Source organism: Segatella paludivivens DSM 17968 = JCM 13650, from assembly GCF_000373185.1.
GTDB lineage: Bacteria > Bacteroidota > Bacteroidia > Bacteroidales > Bacteroidaceae > Prevotella > Prevotella paludivivens.
In genome coordinates this window covers 47,002-73,393 of the sequence record NZ_KB890637.1, presented here as the reverse complement: position 1 = coordinate 73,393, position 26,392 = coordinate 47,002, and the positions used below count along the sequence as shown (strand labels likewise).

20 protein-coding genes and 1 tRNA gene are annotated in these 26,392 nt (G+C 36.3%); 15 read left to right on the top strand and 6 right to left on the bottom strand.

The genetic code is table 11. The features are described from left to right. Positions 1 to 443 (bottom strand): phage integrase SAM-like domain-containing protein (locus B045_RS0105305; protein WP_018463237.1); only part of this gene is annotated, 443 nt, incomplete at its 3' end. Between the two features lie 1,707 nt (positions 444 to 2,150). Here B045_RS0105305 and B045_RS14825 point away from each other — a divergent pair. The 5 genes from B045_RS14825 (at position 2,151) to B045_RS0105280 (ending at position 6,840) form a co-directional block, all read left to right on the top strand. Next, a complete protein-coding gene (locus tag B045_RS14825) occupies positions 2,151 to 2,714 on the top strand; it encodes a hypothetical protein (protein ID WP_018463236.1) in 564 nt (187 codons plus the stop codon). A gap of 88 nt (positions 2,715 to 2,802) precedes the next feature. After that, positions 2,803 to 3,534 (top strand): hypothetical protein, encoded by a 732-nt coding sequence (locus tag B045_RS0105295; RefSeq protein ID WP_018463235.1) that lies wholly within the window; start codon positions 2,803 to 2,805, stop codon positions 3,532 to 3,534. A 77-nt stretch (positions 3,535 to 3,611) separates the two neighbouring features. Continuing rightward, positions 3,612 to 4,955: a KAP family P-loop NTPase fold protein gene (locus B045_RS14305; RefSeq protein WP_018463234.1), complete on the top strand. Its 1,344-nt coding sequence runs from the start codon at positions 3,612 to 3,614 to the stop codon at positions 4,953 to 4,955. Positions 4,956 to 5,120: 165 nt separating this feature from the next. Next, a complete protein-coding gene (locus B045_RS0105285) occupies positions 5,121 to 5,978 on the top strand; it encodes a hypothetical protein (protein WP_018463233.1) in 858 nt (285 codons plus the stop codon). A gap of 1 nt (position 5,979) precedes the next feature. Then, positions 5,980 to 6,840, top strand: a complete 861-nt coding sequence (locus B045_RS0105280) for a hypothetical protein (RefSeq protein ID WP_018463232.1) — start codon at positions 5,980 to 5,982, stop codon at positions 6,838 to 6,840. A 241-nt stretch (positions 6,841 to 7,081) separates the two neighbouring features. Here the strand turns inward: B045_RS0105280 and B045_RS15505 are convergent, their stop codons facing one another. Beyond that, entirely contained in the window at positions 7,082 to 7,399 is a 318-nt protein-coding gene (locus B045_RS15505; protein WP_018463231.1) for a hypothetical protein, read from the bottom strand. A gap of 190 nt (positions 7,400 to 7,589) precedes the next feature. Between B045_RS15505 and B045_RS0105270 the strand changes: the two genes are divergently transcribed. From B045_RS0105270 to B045_RS0105260, 3 genes are all read left to right on the top strand, one after another. Then, on the top strand, positions 7,590 to 9,359 hold the full coding sequence (locus B045_RS0105270) for a P-loop NTPase fold protein (protein ID WP_018463230.1): 1,770 nt from the start codon (positions 7,590 to 7,592) through the stop codon (positions 9,357 to 9,359). Positions 9,360 to 10,287: 928 nt separating this feature from the next. After that, a complete protein-coding gene (locus B045_RS0105265; protein WP_044067640.1) occupies positions 10,288 to 10,599 on the top strand; it encodes a helix-turn-helix domain-containing protein in 312 nt (103 codons plus the stop codon). Beyond that, positions 10,589 to 12,103 carry a type II toxin-antitoxin system HipA family toxin gene (locus B045_RS0105260; protein ID WP_018463228.1) on the top strand — a complete coding sequence of 505 codons (1,515 nt, stop codon included), beginning with the start codon at positions 10,589 to 10,591 and terminating at the stop codon, positions 12,101 to 12,103. The genes B045_RS0105265 and B045_RS0105260 overlap by 11 nt, the downstream gene beginning before the upstream one ends. Positions 12,104 to 12,244: 141 nt before the next feature. Here B045_RS0105260 and B045_RS0105255 read toward each other — a convergent pair whose 3' ends face one another. From B045_RS0105255 to B045_RS14300, 3 genes are read right to left on the bottom strand one after another with little or no spacing between them, the layout of a single operon-like run. Next, on the bottom strand, positions 12,245 to 13,672 hold the full coding sequence (locus tag B045_RS0105255; protein ID WP_025884017.1) for a C69 family dipeptidase: 1,428 nt from the start codon (positions 13,670 to 13,672) through the stop codon (positions 12,245 to 12,247). Positions 13,673 to 13,684: 12 nt separating this feature from the next. Beyond that, positions 13,685 to 15,745 (bottom strand): S9 family peptidase, encoded by a 2,061-nt coding sequence (locus B045_RS0105250; RefSeq protein WP_025884015.1) that lies wholly within the window; start codon positions 15,743 to 15,745, stop codon positions 13,685 to 13,687. A gap of 9 nt (positions 15,746 to 15,754) precedes the next feature. Further along, a complete protein-coding gene (locus B045_RS14300; RefSeq protein ID WP_018463225.1) occupies positions 15,755 to 16,273 on the bottom strand; it encodes a GNAT family N-acetyltransferase in 519 nt (172 codons plus the stop codon). A 142-nt stretch (positions 16,274 to 16,415) separates the two neighbouring features. Here B045_RS14300 and B045_RS0105240 point away from each other — a divergent pair, with 142 nt between their 5' ends. The 4 genes from B045_RS0105240 (at position 16,416) to B045_RS0105225 (ending at position 22,136) form a co-directional block, all read left to right on the top strand. Beyond that, positions 16,416 to 17,624 (top strand): hypothetical protein, encoded by a 1,209-nt coding sequence (locus B045_RS0105240; RefSeq protein WP_018463224.1) that lies wholly within the window; start codon positions 16,416 to 16,418, stop codon positions 17,622 to 17,624. A gap of 136 nt (positions 17,625 to 17,760) precedes the next feature. Continuing rightward, the gene (locus B045_RS0105235) at positions 17,761 to 19,044 is read left to right on the top strand and encodes an O-acetylhomoserine aminocarboxypropyltransferase/cysteine synthase family protein (RefSeq protein ID WP_018463223.1); all 1,284 of its coding nucleotides are present in this window, start codon (positions 17,761 to 17,763) and stop codon (positions 19,042 to 19,044) included. A gap of 223 nt (positions 19,045 to 19,267) precedes the next feature. After that, entirely contained in the window at positions 19,268 to 20,194 is a 927-nt protein-coding gene (locus B045_RS0105230) for a magnesium transporter CorA family protein (RefSeq protein WP_018463222.1), read from the top strand. 121 nt (positions 20,195 to 20,315) lie between these two features. Continuing rightward, a complete protein-coding gene (locus B045_RS0105225; protein ID WP_018463221.1) occupies positions 20,316 to 22,136 on the top strand; it encodes a DUF349 domain-containing protein in 1,821 nt (606 codons plus the stop codon). 625 nt (positions 22,137 to 22,761) lie between these two features. On the opposite strand, the gene B045_RS0105220 is transcribed toward B045_RS0105225, so the two are convergent. After that, positions 22,762 to 22,832, bottom strand: a tRNA-Gln gene (locus tag B045_RS0105220). 210 nt (positions 22,833 to 23,042) lie between these two features. Between B045_RS0105220 and rsfS the strand changes: the two genes are divergently transcribed. The 3 genes from rsfS to B045_RS0105205 are packed head-to-tail and all read left to right on the top strand — an operon-like array spanning position 23,043 to position 26,392. After that, positions 23,043 to 23,402: a ribosome silencing factor gene (gene rsfS / locus B045_RS0105215; RefSeq protein ID WP_018463220.1), complete on the top strand. Its 360-nt coding sequence runs from the start codon at positions 23,043 to 23,045 to the stop codon at positions 23,400 to 23,402. Between the two features lie 50 nt (positions 23,403 to 23,452). Next, on the top strand, positions 23,453 to 25,489 hold the full coding sequence (gene ftsH / locus B045_RS0105210) for an ATP-dependent zinc metalloprotease FtsH (protein WP_018463219.1): 2,037 nt from the start codon (positions 23,453 to 23,455) through the stop codon (positions 25,487 to 25,489). Positions 25,490 to 25,522: 33 nt separating this feature from the next. After that, the gene (locus B045_RS0105205; protein WP_025884012.1) at positions 25,523 to 26,392 is read left to right on the top strand and encodes a phosphatidate cytidylyltransferase; all 870 of its coding nucleotides are present in this window, start codon (positions 25,523 to 25,525) and stop codon (positions 26,390 to 26,392) included.

The window sequence follows — 26,392 nt, the reverse complement described above, 5'->3', positions numbered from 1 at the left end:
GGCATGCCGCAAAGTCGGTACATGGCGGCTGCCATTAACTGCACACGCTTCAGAACAGGACTTTTCACCTCACCGGTAAGGATCTCCTTCAACTTAGGTTCGTCGAGTGCCTTCTTGTGGTTTCGATTGATACCTGTGAACACACCATGAAACAGATTGAACACGAACTTAGCAAAACCTGCCATCACCGCCTTGTTGTAGATGGCACGGAGCATCCGCATNTAAGTAGAAATGGTGTTGTAGGAATGGGAAGTACGNATNAGGTATTTCTCATAGAGTTTCAGGGCTTGGGCAGTGATGTCGCCGAANCGGATAGTGTCNCGTCCAAGAAACTCACTGAAAGAGTGAGCGGCACAACCATAAAGATGGGCAGTAGAAAAGCTACCGCAACTTCTTAGTTTGTTGATACATGTCTGTGTAAAACAAGAGAATGTTACTTTCATAATAATAATAATTTAAAAAGTGAATTACAAAAATACAAATCAAAAACCAATAAAAAGAAAGTACAAACCCATTTACAATTAAATAACAGACGAATCTTTGGTATTTAAGTACAGATTATAAATGTCTATTCAAAATAATAGACAAAGCCGTTTCCTAGAGGGTTCCCCGCAGATCAATTGTATATTGCTCTGCGCAATCTGCGGAAAGGCTATTTGATGGATTTTATAGATGAGTATACTTGTGTGTATTCTCCCGCTGATAGATTGGAGTATGCTTGTGTAGCTATTCTCACTTTGTCAGATTGAGTAAGCTTACCTGGTTTATTGATTGAGTACGCTTATATGATTCTTCTCTCGCAGATCACGCAAATTACGCAGACGAATGCAGCCAAACTGCATTATTTCGCAGAGAAAGACAGTTTGAAATGATGGTGAAATTATTGCGGTTTTGTTGTTTTGTGGTTCGTCTGCGTAAATCTGCGAGATCTGCGGGAAACATTGGGGTTTCGTTGCGCGGATTGATTGAGTACTCTTACGTGAGTATTCTCCCGCAGATAGCGCAGATCACGCAGAGGAATGCAGCAAGCTGCATTATAACGCAGAGAAAGACAGGTTGAAATAATGGTGAGATTATTGCAGTTTTGTGGTTTTGTGGTTCGTCTGCGATAATCAGCGAGATCTGCGGGAGATATATGTGGTTTCATTTATGCGGATTGATTGAGTACTCTTACGTGAGTATTCTCCCGCAGATAACGCAGATCACGCAGACGAATGCAGCCAAGCTGCATTATTTCGCAGAGAAAGACAGTTTGAAATGGTGGTGAGATTATTGCGGTTTTGTTGTTTTGGGTTTTGTCTGCGTAAATCTGCGAGATCTGCGGGAGACATTGGGGTTCTTCTGTGCAGATAGATTGAGTATGCTTACGTGAATATTCTCCCGCAGATAACGCAGATCACGCAGAGGAATGCAGCAGGCTGCATCATTTCGCAGAGAAAGACAGGTTGAAATAATGGTGAGATTATTGCAGTTTTGTTGTTTTGGGTTTTGTCTGCGTAAATCTGCGAGATCTGCGGGAGACATTGGGGTTTCATTTGTGCGGATAGATTGAGTACTCTTACGTGAGTATTCTCCCGCAGATGGCGCAGATCACGCAGACGAATGCAGCAAGCTGCATTATTTCGCAGAGAAAGACAGTTAGGTGAGGTAATTGTTCTTTTGTGGTTATTTAAGGTTTGTTGTTATGGGTTTCGTCTGCGATTATCAGCGAGATCTACGAGAGACATATTGGGGTTTATCTGTGCAGATTGATTGAGTACGCTAGCGTGTTTTATTCTCTCGCAGATAGCGCAGAGCACGCAGAGGAATTGCAGTAAGACTGCATTTATTTCGCAGATAGTAGCATGTAGTCTTCTCTTTCTGATTAGGCTGATTCTTTCACTTGTTCGATTCAAAATAGCATCATTTATTTTGTTTAATGTTAAATTGAGTGTTAAAATAGGAATATACAAAGGTCTCTATTTCTTATTTAGCATAAAATTTACTACTTTTGAAGAGTAAAAATACACAATTAAGTCTTAGCCGACAGAGGAAAACCACAGCTATGGTTATGAAAAATACTTTGTAAGAGTTTCAGTACCATCACAAAAGGCGAAAATATACTCATAAAACTAGGCTATTGAATTATTTAACTTTAAAAGGAGAATACAATGACATTAGAAGAATTAATAGAAGAAGGAAATACCTTCGAAATGATAAATGTAGAGGCGCATTTAGAGCCTGCTGGATATTTTCAGCTTAAAAAGGTACCAGCCTGTAGTTATTTGAACAATCCAGATAAATTTTCGGCATGGATTCAAAAAAGCAAAAGGTTTCTTATTCAGAATTATCCAAAAGATTGCTCTATTGATAGTTTTAATGATATAACTATTGACGAAATTACTCAGGGGAAAATATATGATTTGGTTGGCGTTCTAATTGCATTAAAAGAGATTCCAAGTATTTGTGAAACAAAAAAGAACGTACTAACTAACGTCCAAAATATCAACGTGAGTCAATCACAAAATATAAATATTGATATTGTATTGCAAGCCATCAAGGATGAACTTGGACGCAATGGCATTGAGGATTTGAAAGACATAGAGGGAGAAACAGAAGAAGCAAAGAAACAAAATCTATTATCTAAATTGAAAGGATTCGGAGAAGCCACCCTGTCGAATATTCTAGCAAATATAATAACTAATCCTACAATTTGGAAACAACTGTTCAAATAAATAAAAATTATAGAAAACATAGTAATAGTACTAAATAATATACGCACTCAAAAGGTGAGTAGTTGTGTAATTTAACTATATTATTGAGATGAAGAATTTATTAAAAAAATATTGGTGGTGTATTATTGTTATTATACTATTGCTTCCGCTATTCCTAAACTGGGTAGTGACACGTGATAATATTTATAATTATAAAGTCGCAGGAGAACCAAAAGATTGGTTGTCGTTTTGGGTAATATACTTTAGTGCCTTAATGTCTTTAGCTATGGTCATAATTACTTGGTACACTCTAAAGCAAAATAAAGAACAACTTGATGAGATTAAAAGAGAAAGAAAAGAATCACAGCGAGCAAGACTAGTGTTTGATATTATTATTTCCCAAAAAGCATATTTCTTAAGAATTAGAAATATAGGTAAAGAGAATGCATTCAAAGTCTCTATCAGTGTAAATGAGGACTTTATTCAAAACCTTGAAGATAATGATCGAGTCTTTTTTGAAGTAATAAAACAAACATTTTATGTTCCAACAGATATTCCAAAATATTTTTTTATTGGTCCCTGTGAAGATGTTATAACACGTTGGAAGGGAAAAGATATTCCTTTATCTTTAACTGGTACATATTCCGATAATTATAAAATACAAGAAAATATTGATATGAATCAGTTTATAGATAAACAGCACATTGTTGTTGAAGACGAACTAACTACCGCATTCAAATATTTTAAAGAAGGAGTGATTACGCAAAACGACTCATACGATACTATTCAAAAAAGTTTAGATAGTATTGCAAAAAGTATTGAAAAATACATGAATCGCTAGATCAAGATTAGGTATTTTTAGAGCAATGTAAAACAATAAATGTAAACACTAAATATAACTTTAAAAAAACAAACCAAATGATGATAAGTAAATTAGGAGATGTAGATATAGACCCAGAACACCCATTTGCGGGATGCAAATTGGGTAGGGAAAAGTATGCTAAAATATTAACGCAGATAGTATCACAATATGATAGCTGTGTCTTAGCTATAAACAGTGAATGGGGTACTGGTAAAACTACATTTATAAAAATGTGGCAGCAATATCTTGCCAACAACGAGTTTAACACTCTGTATTTTAATGTCTGGGAAAATGACTTTATTAGTGATCCATTAATTGGATTCATTGGCGAATTTAAAGAGTTGAGCAAAGAATACAATTTGGATGCAGAGATAAACAAAGTTACTAATGCTGCAAGTAAACTTTTTCTATCAACATTTCCTACATTAATTGAAGCCTTAGCAAAACAAAAGTTTGGTAATGATGCTGTTGAAACTATTAAAGGATGTACTAAAGGAGTTACTGATGTACTAAGTAAGGAATTTGAAAATTATGAAAAACAAAAGAATTCTATCAAAGAATTTCGTAAAGCTCTTCAAAACTTTGTTGATAAATGTGATACCGACAAACCTCTAACATTTTTTGTTGATGAATTGGACAGATGCAGTCCTTCATATGCAGTAAAAGTATTAGAAAGGATTAAACACCTTTTTTCTATTCCAAATATTGTCTTCGTTTTATCAGTAGACAAAAAACAGCTATGCAATGCTATAAAAGGATATTACGGTAGTGAGTCTCTAGATGCAGAGAACTATCTTAAACGATTCATTGATATAGAATATAATCTACCAGAACCATCATATGAAGACTTCTGTAATTACTTGTATGATAAGTTTGAGATTGGAACGCATATCAATAATCTTGAATACGGAAATAACTACAAATCTTTTTCCATAAAGCTATTCCAACACAACAAGTTAAGTTTGAGGCAGATGGAAAAAATCTATTCTCACGTAAGCTTAGCTATAAGTTGTAACAAGAAACTTGAATGTGATTCACTACTTTTTCTATTCTTTGTATTTATAAAAGTTTGCCATAGTGAAACTTATATTTCATTTGAACAGAAAAAATACGAAGAACCTCAAAAATTTGTAAATGCCTTAGAACCATTTATGCCTAAGGGATCTCCTAGTTTTGACACGTCATCATATGTCTTAGCAGAAGCTATATGTGTGAATTTCCCTCAATTTGGAATTTATTCAATAGAAGATATTAAGTCCAAAATAGAAAACGTTACTTTCGGCAAAACAGATAAAAAAGCAATAAATGAAACTATAGAAAGTTACCCAGTGGGGCGCAACCCTAGCTTCACCTATAAAACTTTAACAGAGGCAATAGATTTATTGATTAATTTTGATTGACATTGACAGCTATATTATTGTCATATGCGTAAGCACTACTCGCTTATACAGAAAATATACTGATAAAGAAGTAATAACACAAAACTAGGTATCAAGTCAATATGCAGTTGTCTAAAGTAACAAGGCAATATATTGAGCTTAATGCTATAAATACGTTTAAGCAGTATGATGAAAGACAAAATGATTATTAATGCAAGAGGTTTAGGATATGATTATTATAATCATAAAATCTTTGCTATGTTGTCAGATTTAGAGTCCTTTTATGGTTTCTTATCTGATAGCTCCTTTGGAAATGTTGATGGACTATTTTTAACACAAAAGATTTCTTATCAAAATAAAATATATGCATCGATGCAAGGTTCAATAGAATCAATCAAGATTCTTGTTTATATTGGAAGATTAAATGATGCATTTGCTTTAGTTCGTAAATATTACGATGCTGTAGATACTGATATTTACCAATCAATTCTTACAAAAGAAGAAGAGAAAGACTTTTTAGACTATGGGGCATCAAAAAATAGTGTTATAAGTGCATGGACATATGCACAAGAACATCTATATGATAAGCCATCTAAAAAGAATAAACCGCCTAGAACTTATGAGGATAAAAATAGAGCCTTAAAAGAGCTAGATAATGACTTATTTAAAATAACTTCGGATATTAAAAAGAAACAGAGCAAAGATATTTGTAATGATAATATGCATTATAACTCTTGGGACAACTTTGTGCTAAATGTCAATGAATCATTTGATAGCACAAATAAGATAAATGCTCTTAATGAAATGTTTGAGAACATATCAATGGTTATATGCTGCCATTTTTCATACATATATAGGTTACACCCTGAATATTATTCTTCATCCGACTACGGAGATGCTTTAGACATGGGAATTTCTCCAGAGGCAGACTCACAGTATTGGGTAGCACCAATTGTACAAGATATATTTGATAAATATATTAAAACTTACAGTAAACAATTAACTACTTATATTTTAAATATAAAATCAATAAATTTTCAATAAGATGACAAACATAATAACAATTGCATGTGGAGTAATATTAATTATTCTTATACCACTATTACTTAATTGCTTCTTGCCTTCGATTAACAAAGCTAGTTGGCTTGCTTTTTGGGGAAGTTATATTGGGGGACTATTAACTTCATTAATTGCTATATTTATTCTAAATAGGCAGCTACGACAAAATTACAAGGAGAATGAATCCAATAGACAACTTCAAATATCAGTATTTCAATATGGACAAAAAATGGCATTATTACAAGATTTAAGAAAAGCTTTAATAAACTATCAGGTGTCTTATAATTTTTTAGAAATAGATAGGATATTTGACCACATGATTAAAGGGAATTACAACGAGCAAGATTGTCAATCTCTTAAAAATCTTATTAGAGATGTAGATGGAAAAAATTTACTTGCAACTAGCATAATAAAAGATCTTGAAGAATCTGAAATTCTTAATGAATATAAAATAAAAAATAATGTGCTTTACGACAATTATTGTACTGCTATTGTTGATTTATTGTTTTTCAATGATTTTATAAAAGACATACCTAAAGGGGATACAAAAAGAAAAGAATACATTAATAGAGAGACTAGCGATGATGTTGTTGTAGATAACAAGATATGTTCTTTGTATAAAAGTTTGAAATACGAAATACCAAAATCAATCCGTTCAATTATAAGAGAAATTAAAGATATTGAAAATCTTGAAAAATATGCTCCGGCTATATTGATAAGTAGATTAAAGGATACAGATCCAGGTAATGATTTAAAAGATAAATTAAAACTAACAATAGTCAATTTAATCTCATTTGAAAAAGAAAAATTAGATAAAACTCTAAAAGAAAATAAAGTGAGTTCTTAAAAGTCGTGAGGATAAAGGCTACCAAAAGTTGTATTGGGTTAATTTATTGCTATCGATTACATTTCTATCGGTCTTAAGTATTTATGTTTAAACAGAAAATATAAATAGAAATTTATTACCATTGTTACAAAAACATGCTCAAAAAATGAGTTCTTTTTTGAGCATGAAATATATAGGGTGTTCTAGTATTAATATCTTATGGACTGACGTCATAAACTTCTTCAGCAAATTATTAATGGCACTACTGTATAATGCTAATTAGCGTGTCCCAATGCTTGAAGTCAATATGGTTAATCGATGAGTTTGGTCCAGAAGGTCCTGTTGCATTTGCCATGTTATTTCCTATTTCTAGACATGGTTCTTCTTTTTGTAATTTAAGATTAGATTTAATGAAGTCAAGTAACTTAATTATATCAGAGACTTGGGTAAAGGTCTTATCTGAAATCGATACTAGTATGTAATTATTCTCACATTTAAACCCTTCAGCAACAGATAGTTTAACTAAGGCTTCACCAACTTTACTTCCACGATACTTTTCTAATTCATTTTTAGTTATCACGATATTAATTGCTTAACGTCAGTCCTTTCTCTGACTTTAAATTCAAGGCAAATATATAACTTTATTTGCGAAATTACATAAAAAGAGACAAATAAAAACATTTCGATTATTAAGAACAAGCCAATTTGGAAAATAAATACTACTTTTGTAAAACAATAAATACCATTAATATATTAAACACACATCAAACATGACAGAAAAGGAATTAAGAGACGATATCATCGTAAAGATGCTTGATTATAGAGATGAATCAAATGTAGGTATAAAAGAGTTTTGTAAAACTAAAAATATCAAATTTTCTTCTGATGAACAACAGGAACGAGTCTTTCATTATCTAAAAGATAATGGATATATTAATGCCCAATTCTATATAAATGGTGACGGGTATTTCAGTATTACATCTGAGGGTATTGACTATGCAGAAAGTCTAATAGCACAAAGTCTTGTGGAAACAACTAAACTAGTTAAAGAAAATAAGATTGAAATAGATGATAATTCTCTTGAAGATCTCCATTTTACTAATATAACACAAGAAATCACATCACAATTATATACAACAAAAGAAAACAGTACAAAAATTGTTGATAATAGTGTCGAGGCTTGTTTTAATGTTGAAAAATTAGCAGATTGCTATGTAAAACTGATAGATAGAGCCTGTGAAAACGAACAAAATAATGTATGTATGTTTGGTATATTTGCCCCTTGGGGAAGAGGGAAAACTTATTTTTTCAGAAAAGTAAAAGAGTGCATAAATGAGAGAACAGATTCAAAAGCTATACAGTATGATATTGTTGAATTCAATGCTTGGAAGTACCAAGAAACTCCTGCCATTTGGGCTTACTTATTTGAAACATTATATAATAGCAAAGATTGGTGGTTTAAGTTCCGCTATACTATAAAACGAATTTGGGAATCTATTTCATATGGTTTACCATTCTTGATACCAATCATATTAATTATACTATTTTATAATAAAAATATAATAGATACAATATTCGATAATTGGAAAAAATCATTAACAATAATAGTAAGCATTTTATCAGCTATTGGATTAATTCTTGATTTTATATCAAAGCATTACAACTCAGCTATATCATTAATCAAAAGATATAGTAAGGGGGTTACATTTGCAAATGAATTGGGAATACAAGCCGAAATTGAAAAAGAAATAACATCGTTGTTGAATTTTTGGATTAGCGAGAAGAATACTGTTAAAAAGAAAGTTATTTTGTATATTGATGATATTGATAGATGCTCAGAAACAAAAATGACGAGTATCATAGATTCACTGAGAACTGTGCTTGAAAATGCAGAAATAAGGAAACGCCTTATTATAGTATGCAGTATTGATCCTGATAAAATAATAAAGGGCATTGAATATAAATATAAAACTTTATATGAAAATGACGATAAAAAAATACATACTATTGCGATTGAACAAATGGATAAGATATTTTTAACAGGTATAGCTTTAGCACCATTAAACAATGAACAATTATTTGAATATGCTTCAAAATTGGCAGATGTTAATGATCCTAGTATTCATTATCAACAAGTACAAGATAAAAACGGGGTAAATATAATGGCAAGTGACGGACGACCAGTTATGGCACCTAGGTCTACCTCATCACCTAATAAAATGGATGGATGGATAGAATTAAATAATGATAATATATACAAACATCTAAAAAATCTTATTAATAATTACAAAGAACAGCTTACACCTAGGAAAATAAGAATCATTTACTACAGGATTTTATTAGCAAATAATATTATTTGCAATAAGGAAGACTCTATGATAACAGAAACTCTTATCAAAAATATATTTAATCTTTCTGTTGGCAATAAAATAGAGAAGAGTGATAAGGCCGACGAATTAATAGATATTCTCAATATGGTTGTTCCATACAGATATAATGAGGAAAATGAAGTAAGCAGTGAAGTGAAGAAAGGACAGTGAGCTAATGATCAACGTCATAGTACAAAAGGAAACATAGTCGCAATCCATACTAGCTGCTAATGTCAATATATTCCCAACTGCATTTTCTCTGCGACATAATGCAGCATGCTGCATTCCTCTGCGTCATCTGCGCTATCTGCGGGAGAATAACACATGAGAGTACTTAATCCATATTGCTCAAATGAAACCCCAATGTATCCCGTTGATCTCGCAGATTTACGCAGACAGAACCCAAAACAACAAAACTGCTACAATTACCCAACCTGTCTTTCTCTGCGTAATAATGCAGCCTGCTGCATTCCTCTCTGCGTCATCTGCGCTATCTGCGGGAGAATATTCACGTAAGCTTACTCAATCTATCTATAAGAAACCCCAATGTATCCCGCAGATCTCGCAGATTTACGCAGACAAACTACAATAACTTCAAGATACAATCATCTGCGGGACTCTGCGGGAATATCTTCAGCTAATCCAATCAAAGCTATTAACTTGACATTTACTAAAATGGTGCATATCCGGCAATAAGTTTAATTTATTGCCGTAAATGCACCAATACATCTCCCCTAGTTTAGAATAGTAAAAAACTAGGAGATATTCTTTCTTTTGTTCTTTGTACCTTGAAATTACTTATTGTAAGCATCCTCTTTTTTATGCCAATACACCCCCAATATATCTCCCGTTGATTACGCTGATTACCGCAGATACTTTCTCTATGCATTTCTCTGCGTAACTCTGCGTTATCTGCGAGAGACCATGTAGTTCTTTGCTGGAATTATCCGTCAACATCTAGGATATACAATAATTTTGAATAGTCGTTTCAATGTCTGTTATGATACCATTGTTTGTTAATTAAGGATAAATATATTTGCTTTTATCGCTAAAAATAACACTTAAAGGAAAATATATTTATCTTTGCAACATGAACGGTATGAATAATATATATGGAATGTCGAATGCTGAGATTATTATGACTCTCGGCAAACGATTCAAGGATTACCGCATTGCAATGCGTCTCACACAAAAAGAGATGTCGGAGAAGTGCGGAATAAGCCTTCCCACGATTAGAAAATTTGAAAATGGACAAGCTATGAACATCACAATGAATAATTTCATTGCTATGCTACGTGAGGTTAATGAAATTGATTCCTTGAAGAATATTCTTCCTGAGATACCTATTTCACCATATGATTTGGAAAAGATAGAAAAGAATAAACCAAAGAGAGTGCGTCATGGAAAATAATATCGTCAGTGTAAGACTATGGGACAAAGAAGTGGGCAGACTCTATTGGAGTGATACTCATGGATGTGCCGTGTTCAGTTATAATCCCACATTCATTGAGAGAGGACTGGATATTGCTCCGTTAACCCACTCTATAAAGGATGGGGCTAATCGTCCGTTCTTCGGCAATAAAGAAAAGGTATACGAAGGACTGCCTGAGTTTATTGCAGATTCAATACCAGACCGCTGGGGAACTTTAGTCTTTGAGCGTTGGGCTGATGAAAACAATATAGGAAAAAATGAAATCACATCTGTTGATAAACTGAAATTCATTGGTCAACGAGGCATGGGTGCATTGGAATTTATGCCAGCCACAGATATTAAAGAAAACAAGAAAGAAGACTTAAAGTTAGAAGGCTTGTATGTACTTGCAAAAAAGATATTTGAAGAGCGCAAACAAGCTTATATTGCCCCAGAAGAAAGCTTGACAATGCAAAGCTTATATAATGTGGGTACATCGGCAGGCGGACAGCACCCTAAAGCTATCATTGCCATAAATAAAGACACCAAGGAAATTCGTTCGGGGCAAATCATGCAAGGTGACGGCTACGAATATTATATACTGAAATTTGCTGATGGAAATGACTACCCAAATGCAGAAATAGAGCAGACATATTATGATATAGCACTGGAGGCTGGCATTAATATTATGTATTCTCGGATAATCAGCATTGAGAGGAAAAACCACTTTATTACAAAGCGATTTGATCGTGTTGGCGAAACAAAGATTTTCACACAGACTCTTGCAGCAGTGAATCCTGAAGCACGAAGCTACGAGGACTTGCTTTATACAGCAAGGAGACTTAGCATCCCTATGAATGAACAGGTAGAACTATTTCGGAGAATGGTATTCAACATGATGACTGGAAACATAGACGACCATTCGAAAAACTTCTCGTTTATGCTTTCTACTACTGATGGATGGCATATTACTCCAGCTTACGACTTAACATTCACGACAGATCTTGACGGTATGGCATTAGGCAACCGCCATGAGATGAGTATGTTTGGAAAGACTACGGGCATTACGGTTGATGATATGATAAGGTTTGCCGACATCAATAATATAAAGAATCCTATGACTATCATTGAAAAAGTATCTTACGCTGTGAGCAAGTTCCGAGATTTGGCGAACAAGAACATGGTTACTGAATTTTGGATAGATAGAATAGAAAAACACCTTTGCCATCTAGTGCTTCCTGCGTATGTTGATTCCATGCAAGGATTCAGACCGACAATAATTGAAGATTACGAAATAGCAGGAAAGAAGATCAAGCATTGTTTTCTGAAAGAGAATGAAAAGCATGATTACACTCTTTATGCAGATATTGCAGGAAAGCCTCATCGTAAGGTTTTTAAAAAGAATGGCAAGGTAAATAAAGAGATTAGAAATAAAGGTGGCGTGAAAATGTCAGCAGATAATCTTAAGGAATTAATACGTAATTATACTTCCCCTAAAATCTGATATTTATTTCTCACGCAGATTCACGCAGACAAGCTACAACAACTTTAAGATTTTGCGGGAGAATATGTAGCATATAAACAACACAGGCACTTGCGATAGTAGCAAGTGCCTGTGATTGTTTATAGATATTCTTAAAAGTTATTATGCTCCGTGGAATAGATATTCTTTCTGAATATCCTGAGCCAATAACGTGAAGAGTTTTTCAGTTAATGCATCAGCGACGTCGAGCGCATGCAACAAGATGCTGTCTGAGAACTGCTGCAACATGTCGTTAGCCTTCATTGGTTCTGTTTTGTACAACTTTAAATACTCTGCTTCCATCTCCTTCTGACGTTGGTCATTCTCTGTCTCTAGCTTTAAATATACCTCGTGGATGACAGGAGCATAAGCATTATAGTTTACCATTCCTAAAGTCATTACTTTGCGGAACTTCCAATAGGCTGAATGACTATCAGAATTGTTGTTACCAATGCTATACTGGCGTGGATATGACTTTACACCCTGATACAATGGAAGGAAGACTCCCAAGTCTGCCATTCCCAATGCAACATAAGAAAGACAGCCGATAGACTGAGGAAGATCGTTGCGCACCTGCAATATATGCGTCTGAGTGGTACGGAATATAGCTACAGGGCGATAAGGTTCCTTACCATTATTATGCAGATATGGATCGTGCTCGGTATCGTTGTAATGGAATCTGAACGCAGTGCGCAAATCTGATATACTGATAGGCTTATCTGCCTTAGCATAAACAGGGAAATCATTACGTGTCACATCATTCTTTATTGAAGGTGAGAACATCTTCTGCAATCCCCATACACGAGGGTAATTATAGGTGGTGTCTAACTTCTCATCACGTGAATAAGCCTCATGGAAATCAAACTTGCCTTTAGCAGGATCGTACAATCCATTTTTCTCGGCAAACTCAATTAAATCGGCTGATGCCATAAAGTTCTCTTTATCTTTAGGATCGTAATCACGATAACGGCTTTGATTGCCGGTAACGAAATAACGGTTTGCCGGTATGCGGCAAGCAAGCCAACGATGGCCGCAAGCATTTTCAAGATACCAAGTTTCTTTGTCATCAATGAAGCCGATTGCGAAACCTTCTGCTGAACCATATTCCTCGATCAGTTTAGAAAGACGTTCTACGCCTTCACGAGCAGTATGGATATAAGGCAAAACAATATTGTAGGTGCAGTTTTCAGCGAGTCCATTTTCAACATAAGGATCGAAAGACAATGCACGGTCGCTGCTGAAGATAGTCTCTGTGCTGCTCATTCCTACACCGGCAGTGTTGTAGCCAGCACTACCCCATTCTCCAGGAAACTGGAAATCAGGTAAAGCTGTATAGCCCAAAGCCTGAGAAGGCAACGGACAGCGGAACTTGCTATCCTTAGCAATAAATTCAGAAGGTCCGGAATGAGTGTCCTCATGGACTTCGAAATTGATTGCCATCATAGCATCAAAATCACTGGAACGCGCCAATATGCGTGATCCATCGGCTGTCATTCTGTTTCCTACAATGATAGTAGTACATTCAGAAGGCAAATTCTTGATTTCTTTCATATCATTATAATTTTAATACTCTATCTGGTTATACACCATCTTCTGGGTATCCCAAGGAGCAGGTGCACCACCTAGATATTTGTTGAACCATTCAAGATGAGCATTGTAATATACAGGCATTGAATTAAGATTACTTGGCCAATGTCCGTCATTTTTAAATACGATCAAGCGAGAAGGAATACCTAACGTCTGAAGGGTATTGAAATATTGAAGACTCTGTGTATATGGTACACGATAGTCTTTCTCGCCAGTGATGATCAATGTAGGTGTCTTGAAATTAGAAACATACTCTGATGGAGAGAACTTTTTATATTGATCAGAATTCCAAGGCTGTCCCTTCAAATCGAAGTTAGGGAACCAAAGTTCTTCTGTAGCACCCCACATAGAGCGCAAGTCATAGAGTCCCATCATAGAAGCAAGACACTTGAAAGGATGCTTGTTGGCCTGTAACCAGTTCATGAAGTAACCACCATAAGACCATCCCATAGCTCCCATACGTGTAGAGTCTACATATTCCAATTTAGAAAGAGCGTCTGTGACCTTCATAACATCCTCATAAGGAGCACCACCAAAGTCGCCACTGATGGCACGGCAGAAAGCTTGTCCACGTCCTGTAGAACCATGAGGGTTAGGATAGGCTACAACATAACCTGCACCAGGATATACCTGCCAGTCACCACGGAAGTTATCCATCCACTGTGTCTGTGGACCACCATGTACATTAACGATCAAAGGATATTTCTTTCCAGCTTCAAAACCATGAGGCTTAACGATAAACACTTCTACATCATCACCTTTAGCACCCTTAACCCACATTGTCTCTGATGGGCGGATGTCAACTTCCTGCTCTAGCTCTTTATTAAGGAATGTAATCTGACGTTCCTTAGTTCCATTAGCAGAAGAAGTGTACAAAGAATTAGGCTTACCAGTTCTTGAATAAGTATAATAGAAATTGCCCTTAGCATCGAAATCAAATTCGTTAATAGCACGATTGCTGATTACCTTATTAATCTTATGGCTCTTTACGTTAACCTTGAACAAAGGTTGGTATCCAGTATCCTCACCCAAGAAAAATATATTCTTACTGTCGCTGCTCCATTTGAAGTCATCAACCCAGTTATCGAAACTCTCTGTGAGGACAGTTTTCTCACCAGTCTGACGATTGATTAAAGCAAGCAGGAATCTGTCTGATTCATATCCAGGAACACGCTGCATGCGATAAGCGATATACTTGCCGTCTGGAGAATAAATAGGAGTTCCATCCCATGCTTCATTCTCTGCAGTAAGGCATTTAACCTCACCACCCTTTACAGGAACGGTCCAAAGATTGCAATTGGTATTTGCTTCCTGATGCTGAGTGCGATTGCTTACAAAGCAAATTTCCTTGCTATCAGGAGAGAAGTTGAAGCCTACACCTCCACCTGGCATAAAGACAGGAGATACCCACTCACCTGGAGTGACATCAGTATAGGTTTTATCCTTCAAGTCATAAACAATGATATGCTGATATTTTCCATCTGCATATTCAGTCCAGTGTCTGTAAAGCAACTTATCAGCGATATGAGCCTGAACAGGTCCGTCATTAAGTTTCTTCTGAAGTTCAACATTCTTCTTGCCGTCAGCTCCAGCCTCAGGGAACACGTCTGCTGTAAAAGCAACATAACGATTATCAGGAGAAAGAACAGGGGCATTTATTCCAAGTTCATAATCAGTAAGTTTTTCAGCTTTACCCGTTCCGTCACTGCAATAAAGCTGTGGAGTGCCGCTTATAGACGAGATAAAATAAACACTTTTTCCGTCTTTGCTCCACATAGCATCACCACTCTTACCGTCTGTGGTAAGTTCACGTGTTGAGAAATTCTTTAAATTCATCAACGCGATATTACGATATGATTTGTGGTTTTTCAAATCAGAGCGGCTATGTACATAAGCAAGGGTGTTGCCTTCAGGAGACACGGTCACACCATACACACTCTGTACACGATAGAGGTCTGAAATCTGAAAAGCCCTTTTCTGTGCCTGTAGATTCAACAAAGACATCATTACAAGTAAAATTAAACTGATTTTTTTCATTTGATTATTTTATTTATGTTCTCCAATATGCTTCTCCATCCAAATAATATCATACCAACGATCAAACTTCTTGCCGCACTTATGGAAATGCGCAGCAATAGTATAACCCAATCGCTTATGAAATTTCAAGCTAGCATGTGTAAGATATTCGTCTTCTTTAGATGTATAAGTAACACATGCATTCATATTTAGTATACCCTGCTTACGCAAAGCATCGCATAAAGCATCATGCAATATTCTACCAAGACCATTTCCACGATAACTCCTGTCTAAATATAACGAAGTTTCAACCGCCCACTGATAAGCAGCTCGTTCCTTGAATGGTCCGGCATAAGCATAACCTATCAACTTTCCATTTTCTTCAGCTACCAAATATGGATATCTACTCAAAGTTTTTATAATGCGATTACGAAATTCTTCGAGGGTTGGGACATCATATTCAAACGTTATTGCGGTATGTTCTACATACGGGCCATATATGCCCAACAATTCTTCAGCGTCATCAACTGTTGCCAAACGTATAGTCATTTTTCTACTCTATTTAAATATTTAATACGCAAAATTACTTATTTCTAACGAAACAAAAGACGATAAAATAGAAAAAATGCAGAATTTATTCCTCAAAATAATATTTTTATGTAACTTTGGCACTCAAACAGAAAACAACATTATGAATATTTCAATCTATACTCTTACATCACAGCTTCACGACGAAAAGGCTGTAGATGGGGCTACTGCTGAATTTTTAGGCAGTCTGAACATCAAATTTGATTTCATTGGTAGTGACTTTACTAATTATGGTGATCACGCATTAAACCTTATATATGTGCGCACTGGCGGAACTGAAGGTATCTTCAAAAAACTGCTTCCACAAATACAAGCTAATTCAAAGCAACCTATTTATCTGCTGACATCAGGAAAGAGCAACTCTCTTGCTGCATCAATGGAAATATTGTCGTTTCTAAGACTTCATAATATAAAAGGTGAAATACTGCACGGCAGTACTGAATATGTGGCTGAGAGAATAAATATTCTTGAAAAGGTGGGACTGGCTAGAAAACAACTCGACGGATGCAGACTTGGCGTTGTGGGCGAACCGTCAGACTGGTTGATATCAAGTAATGCTGACTATGAAACGGTGAAGGCTAAAACTGGTATTGAAATCATTAATATCCCAATGCAGGAATTGCTAGACGAGATAAAGGAGATTCCGATGCCTAACCCAGAAGAACTGGTAGCAAAGGCTCCTAACGAAAATATTAAGAAGGCGTTGCCAATTGCAGAACAGATATATCTGGCACTGAAAGTGATTATAAAGAAATATGATTTAAACGGCTTTACACTACGCTGTTTTGACTTGCTTACAGCAGTGAAGAACACGGGATGTCTGGCTCTGGCTAAATTCAACAGCGAAGGTATTATCGCAACATGCGAAGGTGATGTTCCGGCAATGCTGTCTATGGCTATAACTAATTCACTGGCTTCGGTATCTGGTTTTCAGGCTAACCCTGCACACATAAATCCAACAAGCGGAGAAATGCTTTTTGCTCACTGCACAATACCATTTAATATGATTGAGCGCTATGAATTTGATACGCACTTTGAATCAGGAATCGGCGTAGGAATAAGAGGATATATGAAAAACGGTCCTGTGACAATATTCAAGGTTTCGGGTAATCTTAGCAGACATTTCGCTGAAAATGGTGAACTGGTAAGCAGTCAGGCTAAGCCAAACTTATGCCGTACACAGCAGGTGATACAACTGGAGAATGCAGAGAAGACAAACTACTTCCTCACTAACCCAATAGGAAATCATCATATCATTGTTCCTGGAAACATGAAGAATCTATTTGATGAATTCATGAAGAATTGCGAATAAGAATATCATTCTGCAACTTTATGTAACAAAATAATATATAAACAAAAGTTATTACGCGTTTTTTTAGTAAATTTGCATCGTCATCAAATGATTTAATGACAATCAACTAATTAAACAAAGGAAAGATATACTACTGATGAAGAAAGAACTGAAACTTTCAACCCTATGCGTAAAGGCAGGATGGGAACCTAAAAACGGAGAACCAATAGAGGTTCCGGTGTACCAAAGTACAACATTTAAATATGACAACTCTGAAGAAATGGCTATGCTCTTTGACTTAAAGAAAGACGGCTATTTCTATAGTAGACTGCAAAATCCAACAAATGACGCTGTAGCAAAGAAGATTGCAGCATTGGAAGGCGGAGTTGGAGCCGTGCTTACATCAAGCGGTCAGTCAGCTAACTTCTATGCACTATTTAATATATGCGAAGCTGGTGACCACGTAGTTGCCTCAAATGAGATATATGGCGGAACTTTCAACTTGTTTGGAGTGACTCTGAAAAAACTGGGAATAGAATGCACATTCGTTAATCCTGAAGACACAGAGGAAAACATTATGAAAGCTTTCCAACCAAACACAAAAGCAATGTTTGGAGAAACGATTTCAAACCCTGGATGTAACGTTCTGGATATTGAAAAATTCGCAAAGATAGCCCACAAAAATGGTGTACCATTGATTGTAGACAATACTTTTGCTACACCAATTAACTGCCGACCTTTTGAATGGGGATGTGACATTGTTACACATTCAACAACAAAGTATATGGACGGTCACGCTGCAACGATTGGCGGAGTGGTAGTAGACAGCGGTAACTTTGACTGGGACGCAAACGCAGAGAGATTCCCAGGACTATGCACGCCAGATGACTCTTATCACGGACTGACATACACAAAGAGCTTCGGCAATATGGCATATACCACAAAACTAGTGGCACAAATCATGCGCGACCTTGGAAGTGTACAGTCACCACATAATGCATTCCTTATTAATTTAGGACTAGAGAGTCTGCACCTGCGTATGGCTCAGCATTGCAAAAATGCACAGCGCATAGCTGAATTCCTGTCTGAAGACCCTAGAGTTGCATGGGTACACTACTGCGGACTTAAAAACGACCGAAATCATGAACTTGCAAAGAAATATCTTCCAAACGGTTCATGCGGTGTAATTGCATTCGGACTGAAAGGTGACAGAGAAACAGCTATAAAATGGATGGACTCACTGGAATTGATTAACATCGTCACACACGTTGCCGACTGTCGCAGTTGCGTGCTTCATCCAGCAAGTCACACACACCGCCAGTTATCTGATGAGCAATTGCGTGAAGCAGGTATAGCTCCAGACCTTATCCGACTTTCTGTTGGAATAGAAGACAGCGAAGATATACTTGATGACATCAAACAGGCGTTGGATAAAATCTAACGACAATGTTAAGGAACATCAAACATGTGAATGAAAAAAATGAATAATTTCCTATTAGATATGAAAATATTTAATATTTAATTGTTACCTTTGCAGTGTTAAATCAAACATAATAACAAATATATGGACGATTATCACGCGGAAACATTTAATTTATAGGCGTGAGGATTTAGTTGAAGCTAATCCCCACACCTAGGATTCTATTTTACGGAGATTAGCTGCAATGAGAACATACTGGAACATTAGCGAGAATTTGAGCGCCCTTAAAGAGTGGCAGCCAAATTGTTGGATACAGGTTACATGCCCAACAGACGAAGATCAGGAATATCTTGAAGATACTTTCAAAATACCAGATTACTTCCTATCAGACATTAGCGATACCGACGAGCGTGCACGTTATGAATATGATGACGGATGGATGCTTATCATCCTTCGTATACCATACGTAAAAGAAGTTCGTTCGCGCACGCCCTACACTACTGTACCGCTTGGTATAATACATAAGCAGGATGTCACAATAACAGTGTGCTATTACGAAACGAATATGATGATAGACTTCGTGAGCTATCAGCAGAAAAGACGAGAAGGATTCACTGACTACGTGGACCTGATATTCCGCCTATTCCTTTCTAGTGCTGTTTGGTATCTGAAACGACTCAAACAGATAAACTCTTTAATTGAGAAAGCAAAGCATAATCTTGATCAGGGAGTAAACAACGAAAGTCTAATAGGACTAAGCCGTCTACAAGACTCACTTACATATTTCATAACATCAATACGTGGCAACGAGAACCTTCTGCAAAAACTAAAGTTCAAACTTCAGGTGGATGAACTTGACGCCGACCTTATTGAGGACGTAAGTATTGAGATGACACAGGCACGTGAAACGACAAACATATATTCTGATATTTTGGAATCAACGATGGAGACGTATTCAAGTATCATTAATAATAACATGAATACGGTGATGCGTACGCTCACTTCTGTGAGTATTATCATGATGTTCCCTACCCTTATAGCAAGTATATTTGGTATGAATTTGCTTAACGGAATGGAAACAAATAAGTTTGGATTTATCATAGCAATAGTTATCTCTGTCTTAGTATCAGGTATGTCATGGTGGATTTTGCGTTACAAACGCCTACTATAACAACTGAAAAGTAAAAAAAACCAATTTAAATTAGGATTTTACATTTTTTTTATTTAAGTTTGCAAGCTAATAATGATTGCACAACGCAATGAAAATCAGTATCATAAACTAAACCGGTGAAATGATGAACTCTCAAGAGAATACCCCTAAAGAGGTAATGTTAGATGATGAAATGCAGAAGACTACAAGTTCTGCTGAAGTAGAGAATACAAATGAAACTCCTGCCGAGCCTAAAACATATAAGAGCAAGGCTGAGATTCTAGAACGTCTCAAAGAAATTGTCGGAAATGAAGAGAACCCAACAAAAGAGGAACTCGATAATCTAAAAACCACTTTCTACAAAATTCATATTACAGAGCGTGACACTAAGCAAAAAGCATATCTGGAAGCCGGTGGCGACCCAGAAAAATATGTTATGGTACCAGATGAGGATGAAGAAATATTCAAAGCTCAAATGAGTGTGATAAAAGAACGTCGTGCAAAATTATTCCTTGAGCAAGAAGCTGAAAAGCAAGATAATCTACAGAAAAAGATAGATATTATCGAGCGCATAAAGGCAATGATAACTTCTCCTGACGAGGCTAACAAAAGCTATCAGGAATTTAAGGAGTTGCAAATGAAATGGAAAGAAATCAGAACTGTTCCTGCAGACAAAGCCAATGAATTATGGAGAAACTATCAACTTTATGTAGAGCAATATTACGACTTGCTGAACTTAAATCGTGAAGCACGTGAATATGACTTTAAGAAGAATCTTGAAATAAAACGCCACTTATGCGATGCTGCTGAAAAGCTTGCTGAAGAACCAGATGTTATAAGTGCGTTCCACCAATTACAAGAACTTCATCAACAATACCGCGAGACAGGTCCTGTTTCTAAGGAACTGCGCGAAGAAACATGGAATAGATTCAAGGCTGCATCAACCGTGATAAACAAGAAGCACCAACAGCACTTCGAAGATTTACGCACAAAAGAAGAAGACAACCTTGAAAAGAAAACCAAACTATGTGAACAACTTGAAGAAATCGTGAAAGCCGAAAACAATGGTGAAGGCGATTGGGACAAACATACAAAAGAAATCATAGGTCTTCAGGCAGAATGGAAGAAGATAGGATTTGCACCACAGAAGATGAACGTGAAGATTTTTGAAAGATTCCGCGCATCTTGTGATGAATTCTTCGGTAACAAGGCTGAACACTTCAAGGAAGTGAAACTGCATTTCAATGAGAATACCGAAAAGAAACAAAACTTGATAGAACAAGCTGAATCTCTAAAGGACAGCACTGACTGGAAAGCTACTACAGACAAGTTTATTGCACTGCAGAAAGATTGGAAGACGATAGGTCCTGTCCCAAAGAAGTTAGGTGATGAATTGTGGACCAAATTCCTTTCTGCATGCAACAAGTTCTTTGAAGCACGCAATGCTGCTAATGCAGGTACTCGCAATGAGGAGCATAGCAACTTGAGCAAAAAGAAAGATATTATTTCAGAACTTAAAACTCTTGCAGAAGAAGTTTCAGACAACGTACAGGATAAAGTTCAAAAACTTGTTGAAGAATACAACAATATTGGACATGTACCATATAAAGAAAAAGATACACTTTACAAAGAATATCACGATATTCTGGATAAGTTGTACAAAGATCTTCATATATCTATTGCCAAAAGACGCATAGACAACTTCAGAAACAACCTGAGGAATGTAGCTAAAAACGGTGAAGACGCAATAGACAACGAGCGTGGAAGACTTATGAGACGCTATGAAAGTCTGAAACAAGAAATAATCACATACGAGAATAATCTCGGTTTCCTTAGTGTAAGTAGTAAGAAAGGTAATAGCCTTATTGACGAAATGAATCACAAGGTTCAGAAACTTAAGGATGATGTGGAACTTATTAAGCAGAAAATCAAGGCTATTGATGCTGAGAATTTCAACAAGTAAGAACAAAAACAAAGAAAAGTGAGTAGTAACCATATGGTTAACAAAATATAAAATACTATGATTTCATGACTAATAATTTGGAGGTTTCGCAAAAAGCCTATATCTTTGCAGCATGTTTTTCATGGTATTAGATTATTAAGGTTAAGAGATTGGTTGTCGTGAGACAATCAATTTTTTTTTGCCGACAAGCTACAAACAACATCTTCTTCTAGACACTCGTTATATGGCCTATCAGAATCATTGCGTATATGCAAGAAGATAATTCCATAAGTTGATACCATCATACAACTTTTATATAGTCACAGCTATTTATTATCACGGATTACATATTTCCAAGAACAGCTATAATAAACATCACAGGAAATCATGCATTCATAAATTTTATCAAGAGAGTGCAACCTTAAATGTTTTAGCACAGTTCTTCTATATCAAATAAACCATTTAGCTAATTTCAACCTTATCTATCATTATTACTTTTGCCATATATTTTCAGATTCTTTTTCTTCATCATTGACAGACTTTATACATAGGAATTGATAAGTCAACAAATCTATTAACTACCCTATCTCAAAGCCACAGAATAATAATAAAACAAAAAAAGCAACTCAAAAGAGTTGCTTTGTAGTTGGGATACTCGGACTCGAACCAAGAATGGCAGGACCAGAATCTGCAGTGTTACCATTACACCATATCCCAATATTAATTGCATTTATCAGTGTTGTTCTGAATTGCGTGTGCAAAGGTAGTGCTTTTTTGTAAACTTCCAAAACTTTCACCAATTTTTTTTCATAAAAATAAGAAAAAAAACAAAATAGACTCTCTTTTGTTAATGTTATATCTATAATTTATGTACCTTTGTGACTGATATCACACATTATATAATACACAACAAAAGAAATTCTATTAATGGAAGCAACAAGTAGATTAGTTGAAACTATAACAAAAGGCATACAAGAGAAAAAAGGCGAATACATAACGATTGTCAACCTGGCCAATATAGACGGGGCAATTGCAAAATATTTCGTTATATGTCAAGGTAATTCTACAACTCAGGTAGAAGCAATAGCCAGTTCTATAAGCGACACTGTACGCACTGAAATAAAAGAAAAGCCTACAAACGTAGCTGGTCTTGGAAATAAAGAATGGGTAGCTATTGACTATTCAGATGTATTGGTACATATATTTTTGCCTGAGACACGCGAATACTATAATTTGGAAACATTATGGGAAGACGCTGCCATCACTAAAATACCAAATCTGGATTAGTTCGTTTGGCACGTTATTTGTATAATATCCGAAAACTAAAATTAGAATAAATGGACAATAAAAACAACCCTTTAAATAACAGAGACAAAAACGATCCAAAGATGCCACGTTTCAATATGAACTGGCTCTATCTTCTCGTAGCCCTCACATTGGGAGTTATTATTTTCTCTGGCGGAGGTAATATGTTAGCTGGTGACGGAGCAAGTCAGGAAGCTACATATACAAAGTTTAAACAATATGTAGAGAAAGGATATGCTACCAACGTTGTAATTAACAAGGAGAAGAGTACTCTTAAAATGTTTGTTAACCCCAAACATATTCAGGATATATTCCATAGAAATTCAAAACAAGTTGGTTCTAATCCATACTTAAACGTGAATTTCGGATCTATTGACGAACTGGAGAAATATCTCACTAAAGAGCAACAGTCAAGAAAGATTGCTGATTTTAGCTACGAGAATAATGACAGCAACGGTTTCCTTAGCAACATATTATTCAGTTATGGACCATTTATACTTTTGCTTGTATTCTGGTTCTGGATAATGAGACGCATGAGTGGAGGAAATGGTGCCGGTGGAGGTAGCGGTATATTCAGCGTCGGAAAAAGTAAAGCTAAACTTTACGAGAAGGCTGACGACCTTGGAATAACTTTCAAAGATGTAGCTGGACAAGAAGGAGCTAAACAGGAAGTTCAGGAAATAGTAGAATTCCTTAAGAATCCAAAGAAATATACAGAACTTGGAGGAAAAATTCCAAAGGGAGCTTTGCTAGTTGGTCCTCCGGGAACAGGTAAGACTTTGCTTGCAAAAGCTGTTGCCGGTGAAGCAGGAGTTCCATTCTTCTCAATGAGTGGTTCAGACTTCGTTGAAATGTTTGTCGGTGTAGGTGCAAGTCGCGTACGTGACGTATTTCACCAAGCAAAGGAAAAATCCCCATGTATCATTTTCATTGATGAGATTGATGCCGTTGGTAGAGCAAGAAGCAAGAATCCTTCAATGGGCGGTAACGACGAGCGTGAAAACACACTGAACGCACTGCTTACAGAAATGGATGGTTTCGGAACAAATAGCGGTGTTATAGTACTTGCTGCTACAAACCGTGCAGATATGCTTGATAAGGCACTGTTACGTGCTGGACGTTTTGACAGACAGATAAATGTAGACCTACCTGATTTGACAGAGCGTAAAGCTATATTCCAGGTTCATCTTAGACCATTGAAAATTGACGATTCTCTAGATATAGACTTCCTTTCACGACAGACACCAGGATTCTCTGGCGCTGATATTGCAAATGTATGTAACGAGGCTGCACTTATCGCCGCAAGACATAACAGCAAGAGCGTTACAAAACAAGATTTCATAGATGCCGTAGACCGTATAATTGGCGGTTTGGAAAAGAAGACAAAGGTGATGACTGCAAACGAGAAGCGATCTATCGCACTTCATGAGGCAGGTCATGCTACTATAAGTTGGTTCTGCGAACATGCTAATCCTCTTGTAAAGGTAAGTATTGTACCACGTGGACAGGCTTTGGGTGCTGCATGGTATCTTCCTGAAGAACGCCAAATCACAACTAAGGAACAGATGCTTGACGAGATCTGCGCATTACTTGGTGGACGTGCTGCCGAGGAACTCTTTACAGGTCACATATCTACTGGAGCAATGAACGATCTTGAACGTGCGACAAAGAGTGCATTTGGAATGATTGCATACGCAGGTATGAGCGACAGATTGCCTAACATCTGCTATTATAACAATCAGGAATACCAATTCCAGCGTCCATACTCTGAAACAACAGCAAAGATTATAGACGATGAAGTTCTAAAGATGGTAAATTCAGAATACGCCCATGCAAAGGAAATTCTTGAGGAACATAAGGAAGGACACAACAAGCTTGCAGAACTCCTTATTACAAGAGAAGTAATCTATGCAGAGGATGTAGAAGAGATATTCGGCAAACGCCCTTGGGTAAGCCGTTCTCAGGAAATTATAGAAGAGAACGAAGCCAATGCTCCTAAACTAGAAGAAATGCCTGACGTTGTAAAGCAGGCTGAAGCAGAGCATCAGGCAGCAAAAGAAAAAGAATAAAAGAATAAAAGAATAAAAGTCGGATATAAAAATATGACTAACAAAGTACAAAATCTAATAACACGCACTGTTACAGGTGCGCTGTTTGTCACCATCATGGTTGTGGGATTCTTTAGTCCCAGAGCTATGGTGGCTCTTTTTGCTTTCATAACAGGTATGGCTGTATGGGAATACACAGGACTTGTAAATCAGAAAGAGAACATTAAGGTAAACAGATTCATATCTACAATAGCAGGTGTTTATTTTTTCATTGCAGTTGCAGCATTCAGAATTGGCATTGCGACAAATTTCGTAATCTTCGTGCCATATCTTCTGACAATTGTATATCTGTTTATCAGCGAACTATATCTTAAACAGAAAGACCCCATAAACGATTGGGCGTACACCATGCTAGGACAAATGTATATTGCATTACCTTTCTCTATGATAAACATACTTGGTTTTGAGGTTTCATCTAACGAAAACAGTATTAGCTACAACATGCTAATTCCATTGTGTGTATTCATTTTCCTCTGGCTCAACGATACTGGTGCATATTGTAGCGGATCACTCTTCGGAAAGCATAAACTCTTTCCAAGAATAAGTCCAGCAAAAAGCTGGGAAGGCAGCATTGGAGGCGGCATACTTGTTATGATTGTTGCAGGAGTAATCGGCTATATGACTAACGAAAATGGTGCATCAACATCACATTTATCTATAATAGGATGGATTGGACTAGGACTAACGGTAGTTGTTTTCGGAACATTAGGTGATCTTGTTGAGAGCCTATTCAAAAGAACTTTGGAAATAAAGGACAGTGGAAATATCCTTCCTGGACACGGAGGAATGCTAGACCGCTTTGATTCATCATTGATGGCGATCCCAGCAGCTGTAATATACCTTTATACTATACAGATTTTCTAA